Origin of the sequence: Burkholderia sp. AU33423 (assembly GCF_002223135.1) — a bacterium.
Classification (GTDB): domain Bacteria; phylum Pseudomonadota; class Gammaproteobacteria; order Burkholderiales; family Burkholderiaceae; genus Burkholderia; species Burkholderia lata_D.
Genome location: NZ_NKFH01000005.1, coordinates 405,401 through 420,227 on the forward strand (window position 1 = coordinate 405,401; position 14,827 = coordinate 420,227).

Below are 14,827 nucleotides of genomic sequence, written 5' to 3' on the forward strand. Positions count from 1 at the left end.
AATCGGGAACCTGCATGGAAAATCTGGGCGGTTTCGTCGTATTCGTTCAGGTCGCGGAAACGCGCAGCTTCGTCGCGGCCGGCCGCGCGCTCGGGCTGTCGGCGTCGGCGATCGGCAAGCGCATCGCACGCCTGGAAGCGCGCCTCAACGTGCGACTGTTTCACCGCAGCACGCGCAGCATCACGCTGACGGCCGAAGGCGCGCGCTTTCTCGAACGGTGCCGGCGCGTGATCGCGGAGATCGACGCGGCCGAGCAGGAACTGACGCACAGCGCCGAAGCGCCGCGCGGGCGGCTGCGCGTGAGCCTGCCGACGATCGGCACGCTGCTGCTGCCGGTGCTCGCCGATTTCATGGCCGCGTATCCGGAGATCGAGCTCGACATCGATTTCAGCGACCGGCTCGTCGACGTGGTCGACGAAGGGTTCGACGCGGTGCTGCGCACCGGCCAGCCGTCGGATTCGCGGCTGTCGTCGCGGCTGCTCGGCCATTTCCGCCAGCACCTCGTCGCGTCGCCCGACTACCTCGAGCGGCACGGTACGCCGCGCACGCCGGCCGATCTCGCGCGGCACCGCTGCCTGCACTACCGCTTCCCCAGCAGCGGCCGGCTCGAGATCTGGCCGTTGCGCGCGTCGCGCGCCGGCACGCCGCCGGAGGTGCCGGTATCGATGGTCAGCAACAACGCGGAAACACGGCTGTGCTTCGCGCTGCGCGGGCTCGGCATCGCATGCCTGCCCGAGTTTTTCGTACACGGCGCGCTGGCCGACGGCACGCTGCGCACGGTGCTCGACGAACACGTCGAGAGCCGCACGCCGTTCTACGTACTGTGGCCGTCAGGCCGCCATCCGACGCCGAAGCTGCGCGCGTTCGTCGACTACGTGGCCGAGCACCTGCGCCTCTGAGCACCGCAGGCGCACGTGCCGACGCGTCACGCCGCCTTCGCGTGCACGCTCAGCCGCCGGAACGCCTGCCCGTTTTCGTCGAACAGATGGCAGTGCTCGGCCTGCGCATGCACGCGCAGCGCGTCGCCGGTCCGGTACGTGTCGAGCGGCGGAATCCGCGCGATCAGCCCGTCCGGCGCGACAGCTGACTCCGCATACAGATACGCGGCGTCACCGAGCGACTCGACGGCCATCGTCCGCGCGGCGACGCCCGCCGCCGCCGCATCGACCAGCAGATGCTCGGGCCGCACGCCGACCGTCACCGCCGCGCCACGCTGCAACCCAGCCGCGTCGACCGCGACGCGCTGCGTCTCGCCGCTGTCGAAGCGCACGAGCACACCGCCCGCGTCGACCGATTCGACGGTGCCCTTCAGGAAGTTCATCTTCGGCGAACCGATGAAGCCCGCGACGAACTGGTTCGCCGGCGCGTGGTACAGCTCGTTCGGTGTGCCGACCTGCTGCACCGCGCCGCCCGACAGCACGACGATCTTGTCGGCGAGCGTCATCGCCTCGACCTGATCGTGCGTCACGTAGATCATCGTCGTCTTCAGCTCGTCGTGCAGCCGCGCGAACTCCAGCCGCATCTTCACGCGCAGCGCCGCGTCGAGGTTCGACAGCGGCTCGTCGAACAGGAACACCTTCGGCTTGCGCGTGATCGCGCGGCCGATCGCGACGCGCTGCCGCTGGCCGCCCGACAGCTGCTTCGGCTTGCGGTCGAGCAGGTGATCGATGTGCAGGATCTTCGCGGCCTGCTTCACGGCCTGGTCGATCTCGGGCTTCTTCGCACCGGCGAGCTTGAGGCCGAACGCCATGTTGTCGTACAGCGTCATGTGCGGGTACAGCGCATACGACTGGAACACCATCGCGATGCCGCGCTTCGCGCTCGGCACGTCGTTGACCTTCGCGCCGTCGATCACCAGGTCGCCGCTCGAAATATCCTCGAGGCCGGCGATCATCCGCATCAGCGTGGATTTGCCGCAGCCGCTCGGGCCGACGAACACGACGAATTCGCCGTCGGCGATGTCGAGGTTCACGTTGCGCAGTACTTCGGTGTCGTCGTAGCGCTTCGCGATGTTGCGCAGGAGCACGCTTGCCATGATCTGTCTCCGTTCGTTCGTGATGCGCCGCGTCGAACGCGGCGCGCATTCATTCGTGGTGGCTAGTTCGGCAGCACCGCGCCGGTCGCCTGCCAGCGCGCGACGTAGCCGGGCAACTCGTGCATGTCGTCGAAGACGTGACGCGCGCCGATGCCGCGCAGCGCATCGATCTGCGCGGCCGACGCATGCCCGCCGCCGACGAAGCCGAGCACGGTCATGCCGGCCGCGGCGGCCGCGGTGATGCCGGTCACGCTGTCCTCGACCACGAGGCACTGGGCCGGCGCGACGCCGAGCGTGCGCGCCGCCGCGAGATACACGTCGGGCGCCGGCTTCGGCCGCGCGACGGCGTCCGCGCAGAACAGCCGGTCGCCGAAGAAGCGCGCGAGTCCCGTGCGGCTCAGCGCCGCCTCGACGTACGCGCGGTAGCTGTTGCTCGCGCAGGCCGTCGTCAGTTCAATCGCGGCCAGCGCCGCATCGATGCCGTCGACCATCGGCGCATTGACGGCCGCCGCCTCGACCGCGGCGCGGATCTCGACGACGTCGTCGTTCGACAGCGCGCGTCCGAGCGCGTCGCTCGCGCCGGCCAGCACGCGCTCGATGCGCAGCCCGAGCAGCGGCATCACGGCCGGACGCGCATCGACGCCCGGCCATCGGGCATCGAGTTCGCGCACGAGCACGTCGGCCGCCACCGCCTCGCTGTCGATCAGCACGCCGTCGCAATCGCAGATCAGGACGTTCGTCGCGGTCATTTGACGGCTCCGAACGTGAGCCCGCGCACGAGCTGCTTCTGCGACAGCCAGCCGACGATCAGGATCGGCGCGACCGCGAGCAGCGACGCGGCGGACAGCTTCGCCCAGAACAGCCCCTCGGGGCTCGAGTACGACGCGATGAACACGGTCAGCGGCGCCGCGTTCGAGCTCGACAGGTTGATGCTCCAGAACGCCTCGTTCCACGACAGGATCACGAGCAGCAGCGCAGTGGACGCGAGCCCCGGCAGAGCCATCGGCATCAGCAGGTAGACGATCTCCTGCCAGGTCGACGCGCCATCGATACGCCCGGCTTCCAGGATGTCCTTCGGGATCTCGTTGAAGTACGTGAAGGTCATCCACACCGCGATCGGCAGGTTGATCAGCGTGTAGACGATCACGAGGCCCGACACGGTATCGAGCAGCCCCGCGTTCTTCCACAGCAGGTAGATCGGCACCAGCACGCCGACCGACGGCATCATCTTCGTCGACAGCATCCACAGCAGCACCTTCTGCGTGCGGTGGTTCGGGAAGAACGCCATCGCGTACGCGGCCGGCACCGCGAACAGCAGCGAGATCACCGTGACGCCCGCCGAGATCAGCACCGAGTTCCATGCGAACGCGAAGTAGTTGCTGCGCGCGAACACCTCGCGGAAGCTGTCGAGCGTCGGGATGAAGAACAGCGTCGACGCATACGCCTGCTGCTCGGTCTTGAACGCGGTGATCGCCATCCAGAAGATCGGGAAGAACAGCAGGAGCGCGATCAGCCACGCGAGCGTGCCGGGCAGCGCGCGCCGCACGAGGTCGAACACGGCCGGCACGCGCCGGCCTTCGAAGGTCAGGTCGCTCATTTCTCGTACTCTCCCTTCAGGTTGCGCGCGAGCATCCGCACGAGGAAGAACGACACGACGTTCGCGACCACGACGGCGATGATGCCGCCCGCGGACGCAAGGCCGACGTCGAACTGCTGCAGGCCGAGCGCGTAGATCAGGTACGACAGGTTGGTCGTCGCGTCGCCGGGACCGCCGCCGGTCGTCGTGTAGATCTCCGCGAAGATCGACAGCAGGAAGATCGTCTCCATCATCACGACCACCGCGATCGCGCGCTTCAGGTGCGGCAGCGTGATGTAGAAGAACATCGCGATCGGGCCCGCGCCGTCGATGCGCGCCGCTTCCTTCTGCTCCTGGTCGAGCGACTGGATCGCGGTGAACAGGATCAGGAACGCGAACGGCAGCCACTGCCACGCGACGATGATGATCACCGCGGTGAGCGGGTAATCGGCGAACCAGTCGATCGGCGTCATCCCGAGCGCGCGCATCGCGTTCGCGACGAGCCCGTACACCGGGTGCAGGATCATGTTCTTCCAGATCAGCGCGGACACGGTCGGCATCACGAAGAACGGCGCGATCGCGAGCAGGCGTGCGACACCCTGCCCGTAGAACTTGCGGTCGAACAGCACGGACATCAGCACGCCGCCGATCACCGTGATCGCGAGCACCGCGCCGATCAGCACGAGCGTGTGCCAGATCGCGGGCAGGAACGACGGATCGGTCGCGAGGAAGCGGTAGTTGTCGAACCCGGCGAAGCCCTTCACGTCCGGGTTCAGCAGGTTGTAGCGCGAGAACGAATACCAGATCGTCATCGCGAGCGGAATCGACATCCACAGCAGCAGCACCGCGACGGACGGCGAGACGAGCCAGCTCGCGCCGCCGCGCGCGCGGCGCGGCGCGCCGGGCGGCGACGACGCGTCGCCGACCGACGGCGCGTGAGCGTGGCTCAGGGGAAGACGCAGGTGACGCATGATCGGAGTCCCTCCGGTTGATGCGCGGGCGAGAAGGCCTGCCCGCCTGTCAGCTTCGACGACGCGCACCGTGCGCCACCGCGCACGGTACGGGCCGCGTTACTTCTTGTAGCCGGCCTGCCGCACCGCGCGGTCAGCGGCGGCCTGCCCGGCGGCAAGCGCCTGGTCGACCGACATCTGGCCGGCCACCGCACCCGCGATCGACTGGCCGACCACCGTGCCGAACGACTGGAATTCAGGAATCCCGACGTACTGCACACCCGTGTACGGCACCTTCTTCAGCGACGGATCGTTCGGATCGGCCGTCTCGATCGCCTTCAGCACGAAGTCCGAGAACGGCGCGGCGGCCTTGTACTCGGGGCGCTGATACGTCGACGTGCGCGTGCCCGGCGGCACCGACGCCCAGCCTTCGTCCTTGCCGACCATCTCGATGTACTGCTTCGACGTCGCCCACGCGATGAACTTGCGTGCGGCGTCCTGCTGCTTCGATGTCTTCGGCACGGCCAGCGCCCACGCCCACAGCCAGTGCGAGCCCTTCGGCGTGGCGGCGACCGGCGCGGCCGCGAAGCCAATCTTGTCGGCCACCTGCGACTGCTGTTTGTTATAGAGCATCCCGGCCGCGACCGTCGCGTCGATCCACATCGCGCACTTGCCCGACGCGGTGAGGGTCAGGTTCTCGTTGAAGCCGTTCGAGCTCGCTCCCGGCGGGCCGTTCTTCTTCAGCAGGTTCACGTAGAAATTGATCGCCTTCTTCCACTCGGGCGACGTGAGCTGCGCATTCCAGTTCTCGTCGAACCAGCGGCCGCCGTACGTGTTCACGACCGTCGACACGTACGCCATGTTCTCGCCCCACCCGGCCTTGCCGCGCAGGCAGATCCCGTAGGTGCCCTTCGCCTTGTCGGTGAGCTTGTCCGCGAATTCGGCGATCTGGTCGTAGGTCGGCTGGTCGGGCATCTTCAGCCCCTTCGCCGCGAACAGGTCCTTGCGGTAGAACGTCATCGAGCTCTCGACGTAGAACGGCAGCGCGTACAGCTGGCCGTTGTACGACAGGCTGTCGCGCGCGGTCTTCACGATGTCGTTCAGGTCGTAGTCGGCGGGCAGGCCCGTCATCGGCGCGAGCCAGCCGCGCTTGCCCCACTGCGGCGTCTCGTAGGTGCCGATCGCCATCACGTCGAACTGGCCGCTGCCGGTCGTGATGTCGGTCGTCGCGCGCTGGCGCAGCACGTTCTCCTCGAGGATCACCCAGTTCAGCTTGATGTCCGGGTTCGCCTTCTCGAAAGCCGGCGACAGCTTCTTCAGCTCGATCATGTCGGGATTGTTCAGCGTCGCGATCGTCAGCGTGCCGGCGGACGCGGCGCAGGCCGCCGTCGCGAGCGCGGCTCCGGCGAAGCAGCGTGCGGCGGCGTCGAGCATCTTTCGTTGCATGGCATGTCTCCTGTGTTTGTTCGAAGTGTCGTCGGTACTGCGTTTCCTTCGCGGCCCGTCACGCCGGCCGCTGCATTCCGCACGCGCGCGCATAGTGCGCGATCACGTCGCGTATCCGGTGCCGCACCCAGGCACGCGGCTCTTTCGCCAGGCCGCCCGCGCGGCAAGCCGCGTAGACGTCCGGCAACCACTGCGCGACGAGCGTTTCCGGCACCGGCTGCCGCGCAAGGTTGTCGAACAGTTGCTCGACCGCGGCTGCGACGGCCGGCTGCAGCCAGTAGTAGCGGATCCGGTCGCTGTAGCTGAACTGGCGCGCGAGCCGCTGCTCGGTTTCGTCGCCGCGGTAGTACGGTGCCCAGTGCTCGGGCTGCGCGCGCATCGCGGCGTCGACGACTTCGCGCAACCGCGAGCGCTGCGCGACATCGTCGATCAGCGCGTCCTCGATGAAGGTCAGCGCGAACAGCGCCTCGCGCAGCGCGAACGTCAGCGCGGGGCCAACTTTCAGCACCGCGAAGTGGTCGCGCACGAGCGCGGCGAGTGCACCCTCGGTCTGGTAGTCGGTCGAATGCGCCTCGAACACGAGGCCCGGTGTCTGCAGGATACTCGCGCCGAGTGACGCGGCCTTGGCGCTGTCGTAGTCGAGCACGTGGCGATCGTCGAAGTCGACACCCGGCTGCGCGACGATCGCGACGACACGCGTCCACGCATCGTCGAGCCCGGCCGCGGCAAACGCGTGGCGGTGCGCATCGAGCGTCGCCGCGATGCTGTCGCTGCGCGTGACGACGATCTGCGCGATCGCTGCGTCGCCGTCGCCATCGTCGCCGCTGCCACTGACTTCGCCGCCCGGCGTCGGCACCTCGGTGCCGATCACGTAGACGGGCGCGATACCGGCACGTGCCGCCGCGTCTTCCGCGACGCGGCACAGCTCGGCCGCCCGTGCGGCGATCGTGCGATCGTCGAGCCGCGCCGGATCGTCCACGCACGCCATGCTCGCATCGAGGTGGATCTTTTCGAAGCCGGCTTCGACGTACGCGGCGACCATCGCCGTCGCTTCGCGCATCGCATCGGCCGCGCGGCGATGCCGCCACGGGTTCGGGCCAAGATGGTCGCCGCCGAGCACGAGCGCCGACGGCGGCAGCCCGCAACGCTGCGCGATCGCGTCGACGTCACGGCGGAAATCGGCAGGCGTCATACCCGTATAGCCGCCGAGATGGTTGACCTGGTTGCAGGTCGCCTCGATCAGCAATGGCGAACCGTCCGCGCGCGCCGCTTCGCACGCGGCCTCCAGCACGAGCCGGTGCGCGCTGCAGATCGAATAGATGCCGCGCTGCGCGTCCGCGCGGTTCGCGTCGAAGATCATCCGCAGCACGGCGTCCGCGTGCGCGGTACGCGAACGTTCGGCGAAGGTCGTCAGGCCGGACATGCGATACCTCGTTCGGTCAGGAAGCGGTCGATTTCGGCTGCGCTGCTGTTGCCCTCCATCGGGCCGCGCCGCGTGACCGCGATCGCCCCGGCCGCGTTCGCGCGGCGCAGCGCGACCTCGATCGGCACGCCGGCGACGAGGCTCGCGACCAGCGTGCCGCCGAAGCAGTCGCCGGCGCCGGTCGGGTCGACTTCGTCGACCTGAAACGCCGGCGCTTCCGCACGGTTCGCGCGGTCGAACGCGACACTGCCCTGCGCGCCGCGCTTCAGCACGACACGCTCGAGCAGCGGATGCGTCGCGAGCAGGCCCGCGATCGCGCGCTCGGCCGGCTGCGGCCCGCAGAAGAACGGCAGGTCGGCTTCGCTCGGCAGGAACAGGTGGCACGCGGCGAGCATCGCGTCGAGCGCCGCGCGCATCGGGCGAAAGCTCAGCATTTCGGGCCGCACGTTCGGATCGAACGACACCTTCGCGCCGGCGCGCGCGGCCTCGATCACGCCGCGCTGCACCGCCGCGATCGCCGATTCGCTCGTCAGCGACGAGCCCATCACGTGGAAATAGCGGCAGCCGTCGAACATCGCGGTATCGACATCGGACGCGTCGACACACGCGGCCGCGCTGGTGGACAGCGTGAACACGAAGCTGCGCGAGCCGTCGTCGCGATACGCGACGAACGCGGTGCCGGTCGGGCGCGCGACGCGGCGGATGCGCGCGACGTCGACACCGTCGCGTTCGAGCCGCGCAACGATCGCGTCACCGAACGCGTCACGGCCGACGCAGCCCGCATACGCAACGCGTGCGCCGAGCCGCGCGGCCTGGTCGGCGAAGATCGCCGGTGCGCCGCTCGGGAACGGCCCCTCGAACAGGCCCGGCGTCTCGAAACCCTGGCCGCGCTCGGCGGCGACGAATTCGGCGAGCAGTTCGCCGGCCACGACGATCTCGGCCATCAGGCGTGCCCTCCTCGTTCGACGGCGGCCGCGACGTGCGGGTCGGCCGCCTCATCGCAGGCCGGCCGGCAGGTGGCGCGTGCGAGCGGCGCCATTTCAGCTCATCCAGTTGCCGCCGTCGACGTTCAGCGTCTGGGCGGTGATGTAGTCGGCATCGGACGACGCGAGGAACAGCGCGGCGCCGGTCAGGTCGCCCGGCACGCCCATGCGGCCGAGCGGCACGGCTTCACCCACCAGCCGCTTCTTCTCGCCGAGCGGCCGGTTCTCGTAGCGCGCGAACAGTGCGTCGACCTGCTCCCACATCGGCGTGTCGACGACGCCCGGTGCGATGCCGTTCACGTTGATCCGGTGCGGCGCGAGCGCGAGCGCGGCCGACTGCGTGTAGCTGATCACCGCGGCCTTGGTCGCACAGTAGTGCGAAACGAGCGCCTCGCCACGACGCCCGGCCTGCGACGACATGTTGACGATCTTGCCGCCACGGCCCTGCTCGACCATCCGCTGCGCGACGGCCTGCATCAGGAAGAACAGCCCTTTCACGTTGACCGAGAACAGCCGGTCGAACACGTCCCACGATTCGTCGAGGATCGGGCGCATGTCGAACAGCGCCGCGTTGTTGAACAGGATGTCGACGCCGCCGAAGCGCTCGACCGTCGTGGTGACGATCCGCTCGATGTCGTCGCGGCGCGTGACGTCCGCGGTGATGGCCACCGCGCGGCCGGGGTTCGCCTCGACGAGCCGCGCGAGCGAGCCGCCTGCCGGCTTCAGGTCGACGAGGACGCAGCGGGCGCCCTCGTCCAGATAGCGTTGCGCGACCGCCTCGCCGATGCCGCTTGCGGCGCCCGTCAGGATCGCGACCTTGTCTTCCAGTCTCACTGGCTGTCTCCGGTTCGTTCTGCTTCGACGGTGGCGAGGTGAGCGAACGCTCGTCAACCGATCAATTGCTCTGTTGGTGATCGAATGATCGGATACGCGATTCGCGCTGTCAAGGCGACGTGACGGCTTTCTATGACGCGCTGCGGCACAACGGCGCGGCGTGGCGGCCCGCCGCGCACGCCCGGCAAGGCGCGGCGCGCACGGTGCGGCGCGGTCGGATCGACGATGAAGGGGACGGAGCAAGGACGGGAACGGGATTTCGCGCTGCACGGCGCGGCGATACGTTATATCATCGCCGTACTTTGTTTCATCGCCCTGCTTCACGCCATGGCTACCTCCTCGTCCATTGACGCCCGGCTGTCCCGGGCCGACGCATTCGCCGCCGAGCACGGGCTCGCGTGGACGCCGCTGCGCCGCCAGGTCTACGAACGCGTGCTGGCCGCGCAGCGCCCGATCGGCGCGTACGACCTGCTCGCCGAGCTCGAGCCGCAGCGCGGCCGCGTGCCGCCCACGACCGTCTACCGCGCGCTGGATTTCCTCGTCGAGCACGGCTTCATCCACCGGATCGAATCGAAGAACGCGTTCTTCGCGTGCTGCGAGATCGGCGTGCCGCACGAAGGCCAGTTCCTGATCTGCGACTCGTGCGGCGACACCGTCGAGATTCCCGGCGGCGACCTCGCGAAGCAGTTGTCCGCGAGCGAGCCCGCGCACGGTTTCGAAGTCCACCACCAGGTCGTCGAGCTGAGCGGCCTGTGCGGGCACTGCAAGCACAAGCCCGTGCAACGCTGACGCGTTTCGCGCGGCGCCCGCGCCGCCCCTTCCAACGAGGAGTTCCATGTCCATTGCCCTGAAGCGCACGCCGCGGCGTGCCCTGTCGCCTGTCCGCTGGCTCGCCGCCGCCGTTGCCGCCCTGTCGCTCGCGGCCCCCGCGTTCGCGCAGGCCGCGACCGTCAACGTCGTGGCCGCCGAGAATTTCTACGGCGACGTCGCGTCGCAAATCGGCGGCAGCCACGTCGCGGTGACCAGCATTCTCAGCAATCCGGACCAGGACCCGCACCTGTTCGAAGCGAGCCCGAAGACCGCCCGCGCGCTCCAGCACGCGCAGGTCGTGATCTACAACGGCGCCAACTACGATCCGTGGATGAGCAAGCTGCTCGGCGCGTCGAAGCAGGCGAAGCGCGCGACGATCGTCGTCGCCGATCTGGTCGGCAAGAAGGCCGGCGACAACCCGCACCTGTGGTACGACCCGGCGACGATGCCGGCGGCCGCGCGCGCGATCGCGGCCGAGCTCGGCCGCGCCGACCCGGCGAACAAGGCCGACTACGACGCGAACCTGCAGAAGTTCGTTGCGTCGCTGAAGTCCGTCGACGACAAGGTCGCCGCGCTGCGCGCGCAGTACAAGGGCGTGCCGGTCACGGCCACCGAGCCCGTGTTCGGCTACATGTCCGACGCGATCGGCCTCGACATGCGCAACCAGCGCTTCCAGCTCGCGACGATGAACGACACCGAGGCGAGCGCGCAGGATGTCGCCGCGTTCGAGAACGACCTGCGCAAGAAGCAGGTGCGCGTGCTGATCTACAACAGCCAGGCCGAAGAACCGATGACCAAGCGCATGCTGAAGATCGCGCGCGACGGCGGCGTGCCGAACGTCAGCGTCACCGAGACGCAGCCGGCCGGCAAGACCTTCCAGCAATGGATGGCCGGCCAGCTCGACGCGCTCTCGACCGCGCTGGCCGCCGGCAAGAAATAAACACTCCGTAACGAAATGACCGTCACTCCTCACGCACTCGCCGTCGATCGCGTCACGCTCGAACTGGGCGGACGCACGATCCTGCGCGACGTCAGCTTCTCGATCGAACCCGGCGAATTCGTCGGCGTGCTCGGGCCGAACGGCGCGGGCAAGACGACGCTGATGCGCGCGGTGCTCGGCCTCGTGCCCGTGTCGGCCGGCACACTGTCCGTCGGCGGTGCGCCGGTCGTGCGCGGCAACGCGTCGATCGGCTACATGCCGCAGATCAGAAGCGGCCTCGCGAACCGCCGGATGCGCGGCTACGACTTCGTCGCGATGGCCGCCGACGGCCACCGCTGGGGGCTGCCGCACACGAACGCGGCGACGCGCCGCGACGTCGATCGCGTGCTCGACCTCGTCGGCGGCCAGACGCTCGCGCGCCGGCCGCTGTCGGAACTGTCCGGCGGCGAGCGGCAGCGCCTGCTGCTCGCACAGTGCCTGCTCGGCAACCCGAAGCTGCTGCTGCTCGACGAGCCGCTGATCAGCCTCGACCCGAATCACCAGCGCGGCGTCGTCGAACTCGTGCGCAACGTGCAGCGCGAGCTCGGCATCACCGTGCTGTTCTCCGCGCACGAACTGAATCCGCTGCTGAACGCACTCGACCGCGTGCTGTATCTCGGCAACGGCGTCGCGGCGCTCGGCACCGTCGACGAGGTGATCACGAAGCCGGTGCTGTCGCGGCTCTACGGTTCGCCGATCGACGTGATGCGCGTGAACGGCAAGATCTTCGTGATGTCGGGCGACGTCGAGATCGAGAAGCACGACCACGAACACGAGGACGACGACGGTCACTCGCACGGCGGTGGCGGCGGCCACGGCCATCACCACCACGGACACGCTCATCCCGGGCATTCGCACGATGTTTGAATACGACTTCATGATCAACGCCTTCGCGGCGTCGGGGATCGTCGCGGTGCTCGCGGGCATCGTCGGCTATTTCCTGGTGCTGCGCGGGCAGACCTTCGCCGGCCATGCGCTGTCGCACGTCGGCTTCACCGGCGCGACGGGCGCGGTGCTGCTCGGCATCTCGCCGATCTGGGGGATGGTCGGCTTCACGCTCGCGGCCGGGATCGGGATGGGCGCGCTCGGCGAGAAGCTCGCGGGCCGTGACGTCGCGATCGGCGTGATCCTGTCCGGCGCGCTCGGCTTCGGCCTGCTGTTCCTGCATTTCTATACGTCGTTCGCGACGCAGGTCACCGCGCTGCTGTTCGGCAACGTGCTCGCGGTGAGCCACGACACGCTCGCGGTGCTCGCCGGCATCGGCGCGGTGAGCCTGCTCGCGCTCGCGCTGATCGCACGGCCGCTGCTGTTCGCGTCGCTGCAGCCCGAACTGGCCGAAGCCAAGGGCGTGTCGCTGCGCACGGTGTCGATGCTGTTCCTCGCGGTGTGCGCGCTCGCGGTGGCCGCGGCGACGCAGATCGTCGGCGTGCTGCTGGTGTTCACGCTGCTGGTCGGGCCAGCTGCCGCCGCGCAGAACGTGACGACGCGGCTGTCGACCGGCGTGCTGCTTGCCGCGCTGTTCGCGTTGTTCGAAGCGTGGCTCGGCATCGTGCTCGCGTATCACACCGACTGGCCGACGAGCTTCTGGATCACCGCGCTGTCGGCGCTCGTGTACGGCACGAGCCTGTTGCGGCGCCACTGATCGCCGCCAGGCGGATCGCCACCCGAAGGAAATGAAAAACGCCGGCGTGCCCGAGGGCAGCGCCGGCGTTTTTGCATATGCTCGCGATCGTGCCGCGCGCGGTATGCCGCCGTGCGCGTTACCTGCTTCCCTTCCCGCTCATCGTGCGAGCACGCGCGCGTGATGCGCGAGGTGATCGGCGATGAACGTCGAGATGAAGTAGTACCCGTGGTCGTAGCCCGGATGGCGGCGCAGCGTCAGCGGCTGGCCGGCCTTCGCGCACGCGGCCTCGAACACGTCGGGGTTCAGCTGGTTCGCGAGGAACTGATCGTCGAGGCCCTGATCGATGAGGATGCCGTCCGCGAACTTCGGCGCATCGGCGCGCGCGACGAGTTCGCTCGCGTCGTGTGCCTTCCATGCTTCGCGATCGGCGCCCAGATAACCCGAGAACGCCTTCTCGCCCCACGGGCAGCGCGTCGGCGCGGCGATCGGCGCGAACGCCGACACCGACCGGTACAGGCCCGGATGGCGCAGCGCAAGCGTCAGCGCGCCGTGCCCGCCCATCGAGTGGCCGAAAATCCCCAACCGTGCGCCGTCGATCGGCAGCTCGGCCGTGACCAGCTCGCGCAGCTCGCCCGTCACGTACGACTCCATCCGGTAATGCGCGGACCACGGCGCCTCGGTCGCATCGACGTAGAAGCCCGCGCCGACACCGAAGTCCCACGCATCGGTCTCGCCCGGCACGCCCGCGCCGCGCGGGCTCGTATCGGGCATCACGAGCGCGATGCCGTGCTGCGCCGCGTATTGCTGCGCGCCGGCCTTGATCGCGAACGTCTCGTCGGTGCACGTGAGCCCCGCGAGATAGAACAGCGCCGGCACGCGGCCGCGCGCGGCCTGCGGCGGCAGGTACACCGAGAACTTCATCGGCAGGCCGATGGCCGCCGAATCGTGACGGTAGAAACGCTGCTCGCCGCCGTGGCACGCATGCGAGGAAACGAGTTCGAGCATCGCGGTGCGCTCCCGGTCAGTACAGCACGACCGAACGGATCGACTCGCCGGCCTTCATCAGGTCGAAGCCTTCGTTGATCCGCTCGAGCGGCAGCGTGTGCGTGATCAGGTCGTCGATGTTGATCTTGCCTTCCATGTACCAGTCGACGATCTTCGGCACGTCGGTGCGGCCGCGCGCGCCGCCGAACGCCGAACCCTTCCATTCGCGGCCCGTCACGAGCTGGAACGGACGCGTGCTGATTTCCTCGCCCGCTGCCGCCACGCCGATGATGAACGACTGGCCCCAGCCCTTGTGCGTGCACTCGAGCGCCTGGCGCATCAGCTTCACGTTGCCCACGCATTCGAACGAGTAGTCCGCGCCGCCGTCGGTCAGCTGCACGATGTGGTCGACCACGTTCTCGACTTCGTTCGGGTTGATGAAGTGCGTCATCCCGAACTTCTTCGCGAGCTCGACGCGCTTCGGGTTGATGTCGACGCCGATGATCTTGTCCGCGCCGACCATCTTCGCGCCCTGGATCACGTTCAGGCCGATGCCGCCGAGGCCGAACACGACGACGTTCGCGCCCGCCTCGACCTTCGCCGAGTACACGACCGCGCCGACGCCCGTCGTCACGCCGCAGCCGATGTAGCAGATCTTGTCGAACGGCGCGTCCTCGCGCACCTTCGCGACCGCGATTTCCGGCACGACGATGTAGTTCGAGAACGTGGACGTGCCCATGTAGTGGAACAACGGCTTGCCGTCGAGCGAGAAGCGCGACGTCGCGTCGGGCATCAGGCCCTTGCCCTGCGTCGCGCGGATCTTCTGGCACAGGTTGGTCTTGCGCGACAGGCAGAACTTGCACTCGCGGCATTCCGGCGTGTAGAGCGGGATCACGTGGTCGCCCTTGCGCAGGGTGCCGACGCCGGGGCCGACGTCGACCACGACGCCCGCGCCTTCATGGCCGAGGATCGCCGGGAAGATCCCTTCCGGATCGGCGCCCGACAGCGTGTAGTAGTCGGTGTGACAGATGCCCGTCGCCTTCACCTCGATCAGCACTTCGCCTGCGCGCGGCCCTTCCAGATCGACTTCCTCGATCGTCAGCGGCGCGCCCGCCTTCCATGCAATCGCTGCTTTCGTCTTCATCGTGTGACTCCTGTCTGTGTGTGAGGTCGGCCCGGGTCG

Annotated in this window: 15 protein-coding genes; 5 read left to right on the forward strand and 10 right to left on the reverse strand. The window is 68.6% G+C overall.

What is annotated here, in order from left to right; all coding sequences use genetic code 11:
- Positions 1-14: 14 nt before the first annotated feature.
- Complete coding sequence (locus CFB50_RS14405; protein ID WP_089446306.1) at positions 15-899, forward strand: LysR family transcriptional regulator; 885 nt, start codon at positions 15-17, stop codon at positions 897-899.
- A gap of 26 nt (positions 900-925) precedes the next feature.
- Here the strand turns inward: CFB50_RS14405 and CFB50_RS14410 are convergent, their stop codons facing one another.
- The 8 genes from CFB50_RS14410 to CFB50_RS14445 all read right to left on the reverse strand — a co-directional run bounded on the left by CFB50_RS14410 (position 926) and on the right by CFB50_RS14445 (position 9,247).
- Entirely contained in the window at positions 926-2,035 is a 1,110-nt protein-coding gene (locus CFB50_RS14410; protein WP_089446307.1) for an ABC transporter ATP-binding protein, read from the reverse strand.
- A 62-nt stretch (positions 2,036-2,097) separates the two neighbouring features.
- A complete protein-coding gene (locus CFB50_RS14415; protein WP_089446308.1) occupies positions 2,098-2,784 on the reverse strand; it encodes an HAD family hydrolase in 687 nt (228 codons plus the stop codon).
- On the reverse strand, positions 2,781-3,632 hold the full coding sequence (locus CFB50_RS14420; protein WP_011353034.1) for a carbohydrate ABC transporter permease: 852 nt from the start codon (positions 3,630-3,632) through the stop codon (positions 2,781-2,783). Before CFB50_RS14420 ends, CFB50_RS14415 begins: the two co-directional genes overlap by 4 nt.
- Positions 3,629-4,582: a carbohydrate ABC transporter permease gene (locus CFB50_RS14425; protein ID WP_069248726.1), complete on the reverse strand. Its 954-nt coding sequence runs from the start codon at positions 4,580-4,582 to the stop codon at positions 3,629-3,631. Before CFB50_RS14425 ends, CFB50_RS14420 begins: the two co-directional genes overlap by 4 nt.
- 99 nt (positions 4,583-4,681) lie before the next feature.
- Positions 4,682-6,007: an ABC transporter substrate-binding protein gene (locus CFB50_RS14430; RefSeq protein ID WP_089446309.1), complete on the reverse strand. Its 1,326-nt coding sequence runs from the start codon at positions 6,005-6,007 to the stop codon at positions 4,682-4,684.
- 58 nt (positions 6,008-6,065) lie between these two features.
- Positions 6,066-7,430, reverse strand: a complete 1,365-nt coding sequence (locus CFB50_RS14435) for a D-tagatose-bisphosphate aldolase, class II, non-catalytic subunit (protein ID WP_089446310.1) — start codon at positions 7,428-7,430, stop codon at positions 6,066-6,068.
- On the reverse strand, positions 7,418-8,374 hold the full coding sequence (locus CFB50_RS14440; protein ID WP_089446311.1) for a sugar kinase: 957 nt from the start codon (positions 8,372-8,374) through the stop codon (positions 7,418-7,420). The genes CFB50_RS14435 and CFB50_RS14440 overlap by 13 nt, the downstream gene beginning before the upstream one ends.
- A 96-nt stretch (positions 8,375-8,470) precedes the next feature.
- Positions 8,471-9,247: an L-iditol 2-dehydrogenase gene (locus tag CFB50_RS14445; RefSeq protein ID WP_089446312.1), complete on the reverse strand. Its 777-nt coding sequence runs from the start codon at positions 9,245-9,247 to the stop codon at positions 8,471-8,473.
- A gap of 327 nt (positions 9,248-9,574) precedes the next feature.
- Here CFB50_RS14445 and CFB50_RS14450 point away from each other — a divergent pair, with 327 nt between their 5' ends.
- Genes CFB50_RS14450 through CFB50_RS14465 form a run of 4 tightly spaced genes read left to right on the forward strand, consistent with a single transcriptional unit; the run spans position 9,575 to position 12,678 of the window.
- Positions 9,575-10,036: a Fur family transcriptional regulator gene (locus CFB50_RS14450; protein ID WP_011353040.1), complete on the forward strand. Its 462-nt coding sequence runs from the start codon at positions 9,575-9,577 to the stop codon at positions 10,034-10,036.
- 46 nt (positions 10,037-10,082) lie between these two features.
- Positions 10,083-10,997, forward strand: coding sequence for a metal ABC transporter solute-binding protein, Zn/Mn family (locus CFB50_RS14455; RefSeq protein ID WP_089446313.1), 915 nt, complete (start codon positions 10,083-10,085; stop codon positions 10,995-10,997).
- 15 nt (positions 10,998-11,012) lie between these two features.
- The gene (locus CFB50_RS14460; RefSeq protein WP_089446314.1) at positions 11,013-11,903 is read left to right on the forward strand and encodes an ABC transporter ATP-binding protein; all 891 of its coding nucleotides are present in this window, start codon (positions 11,013-11,015) and stop codon (positions 11,901-11,903) included.
- Positions 11,896-12,678 carry a metal ABC transporter permease gene (locus CFB50_RS14465; protein WP_089446690.1) on the forward strand — a complete coding sequence of 261 codons (783 nt, stop codon included), beginning with the start codon at positions 11,896-11,898 and terminating at the stop codon, positions 12,676-12,678. Before CFB50_RS14460 ends, CFB50_RS14465 begins: the two co-directional genes overlap by 8 nt.
- 138 nt (positions 12,679-12,816) lie before the next feature.
- Here CFB50_RS14465 and fghA read toward each other — a convergent pair whose 3' ends face one another.
- Together fghA and CFB50_RS14475 are read right to left on the reverse strand one after the other, a co-directional pair.
- Entirely contained in the window at positions 12,817-13,665 is an 849-nt protein-coding gene (gene fghA, locus CFB50_RS14470; protein ID WP_089446315.1) for an S-formylglutathione hydrolase, read from the reverse strand.
- Between the two features lie 16 nt (positions 13,666-13,681).
- A complete protein-coding gene (locus CFB50_RS14475) occupies positions 13,682-14,788 on the reverse strand; it encodes an S-(hydroxymethyl)glutathione dehydrogenase/class III alcohol dehydrogenase (RefSeq protein WP_011353045.1) in 1,107 nt (368 codons plus the stop codon).
- Between the last annotated feature and the right edge of the window lie 39 nt (positions 14,789-14,827).

Excerpts from the sequence above, each read along its gene's own strand:
- CFB50_RS14405 (WP_089446306.1), top strand. The coding sequence starts at position 15 with ATGGAAAATCTGGGCGGTTTCGTCGTATTCGTTCAGGTCGCGGAAACG.
- CFB50_RS14410 (WP_089446307.1), bottom strand. The coding sequence starts at position 2,035 with ATGGCAAGCGTGCTCCTGCGCAACATCGCGAAGCGCTACGACGACACC.
- CFB50_RS14415 (WP_089446308.1), bottom strand. The coding sequence starts at position 2,784 with ATGACCGCGACGAACGTCCTGATCTGCGATTGCGACGGCGTGCTGATC.
- CFB50_RS14420 (WP_011353034.1), bottom strand. The coding sequence starts at position 3,632 with ATGAGCGACCTGACCTTCGAAGGCCGGCGCGTGCCGGCCGTGTTCGAC.
- CFB50_RS14425 (WP_069248726.1), bottom strand. The coding sequence starts at position 4,582 with ATGCGTCACCTGCGTCTTCCCCTGAGCCACGCTCACGCGCCGTCGGTC.
- CFB50_RS14430 (WP_089446309.1), bottom strand. The coding sequence starts at position 6,007 with ATGCAACGAAAGATGCTCGACGCCGCCGCACGCTGCTTCGCCGGAGCC.
- CFB50_RS14435 (WP_089446310.1), bottom strand. The coding sequence starts at position 7,430 with ATGTCCGGCCTGACGACCTTCGCCGAACGTTCGCGTACCGCGCACGCG.
- CFB50_RS14440 (WP_089446311.1), bottom strand. The coding sequence starts at position 8,374 with ATGGCCGAGATCGTCGTGGCCGGCGAACTGCTCGCCGAATTCGTCGCC.
- CFB50_RS14450 (WP_011353040.1), top strand. The coding sequence starts at position 9,575 with ATGGCTACCTCCTCGTCCATTGACGCCCGGCTGTCCCGGGCCGACGCA.
- CFB50_RS14455 (WP_089446313.1), top strand. The coding sequence starts at position 10,083 with ATGTCCATTGCCCTGAAGCGCACGCCGCGGCGTGCCCTGTCGCCTGTC.
- CFB50_RS14460 (WP_089446314.1), top strand. The coding sequence starts at position 11,013 with ATGACCGTCACTCCTCACGCACTCGCCGTCGATCGCGTCACGCTCGAA.
- CFB50_RS14465 (WP_089446690.1), top strand. The coding sequence starts at position 11,896 with ATGTTTGAATACGACTTCATGATCAACGCCTTCGCGGCGTCGGGGATC.
- fghA (WP_089446315.1), bottom strand. The coding sequence starts at position 13,665 with ATGCTCGAACTCGTTTCCTCGCATGCGTGCCACGGCGGCGAGCAGCGT.
- CFB50_RS14475 (WP_011353045.1), bottom strand. The coding sequence starts at position 14,788 with ATGAAGACGAAAGCAGCGATTGCATGGAAGGCGGGCGCGCCGCTGACG.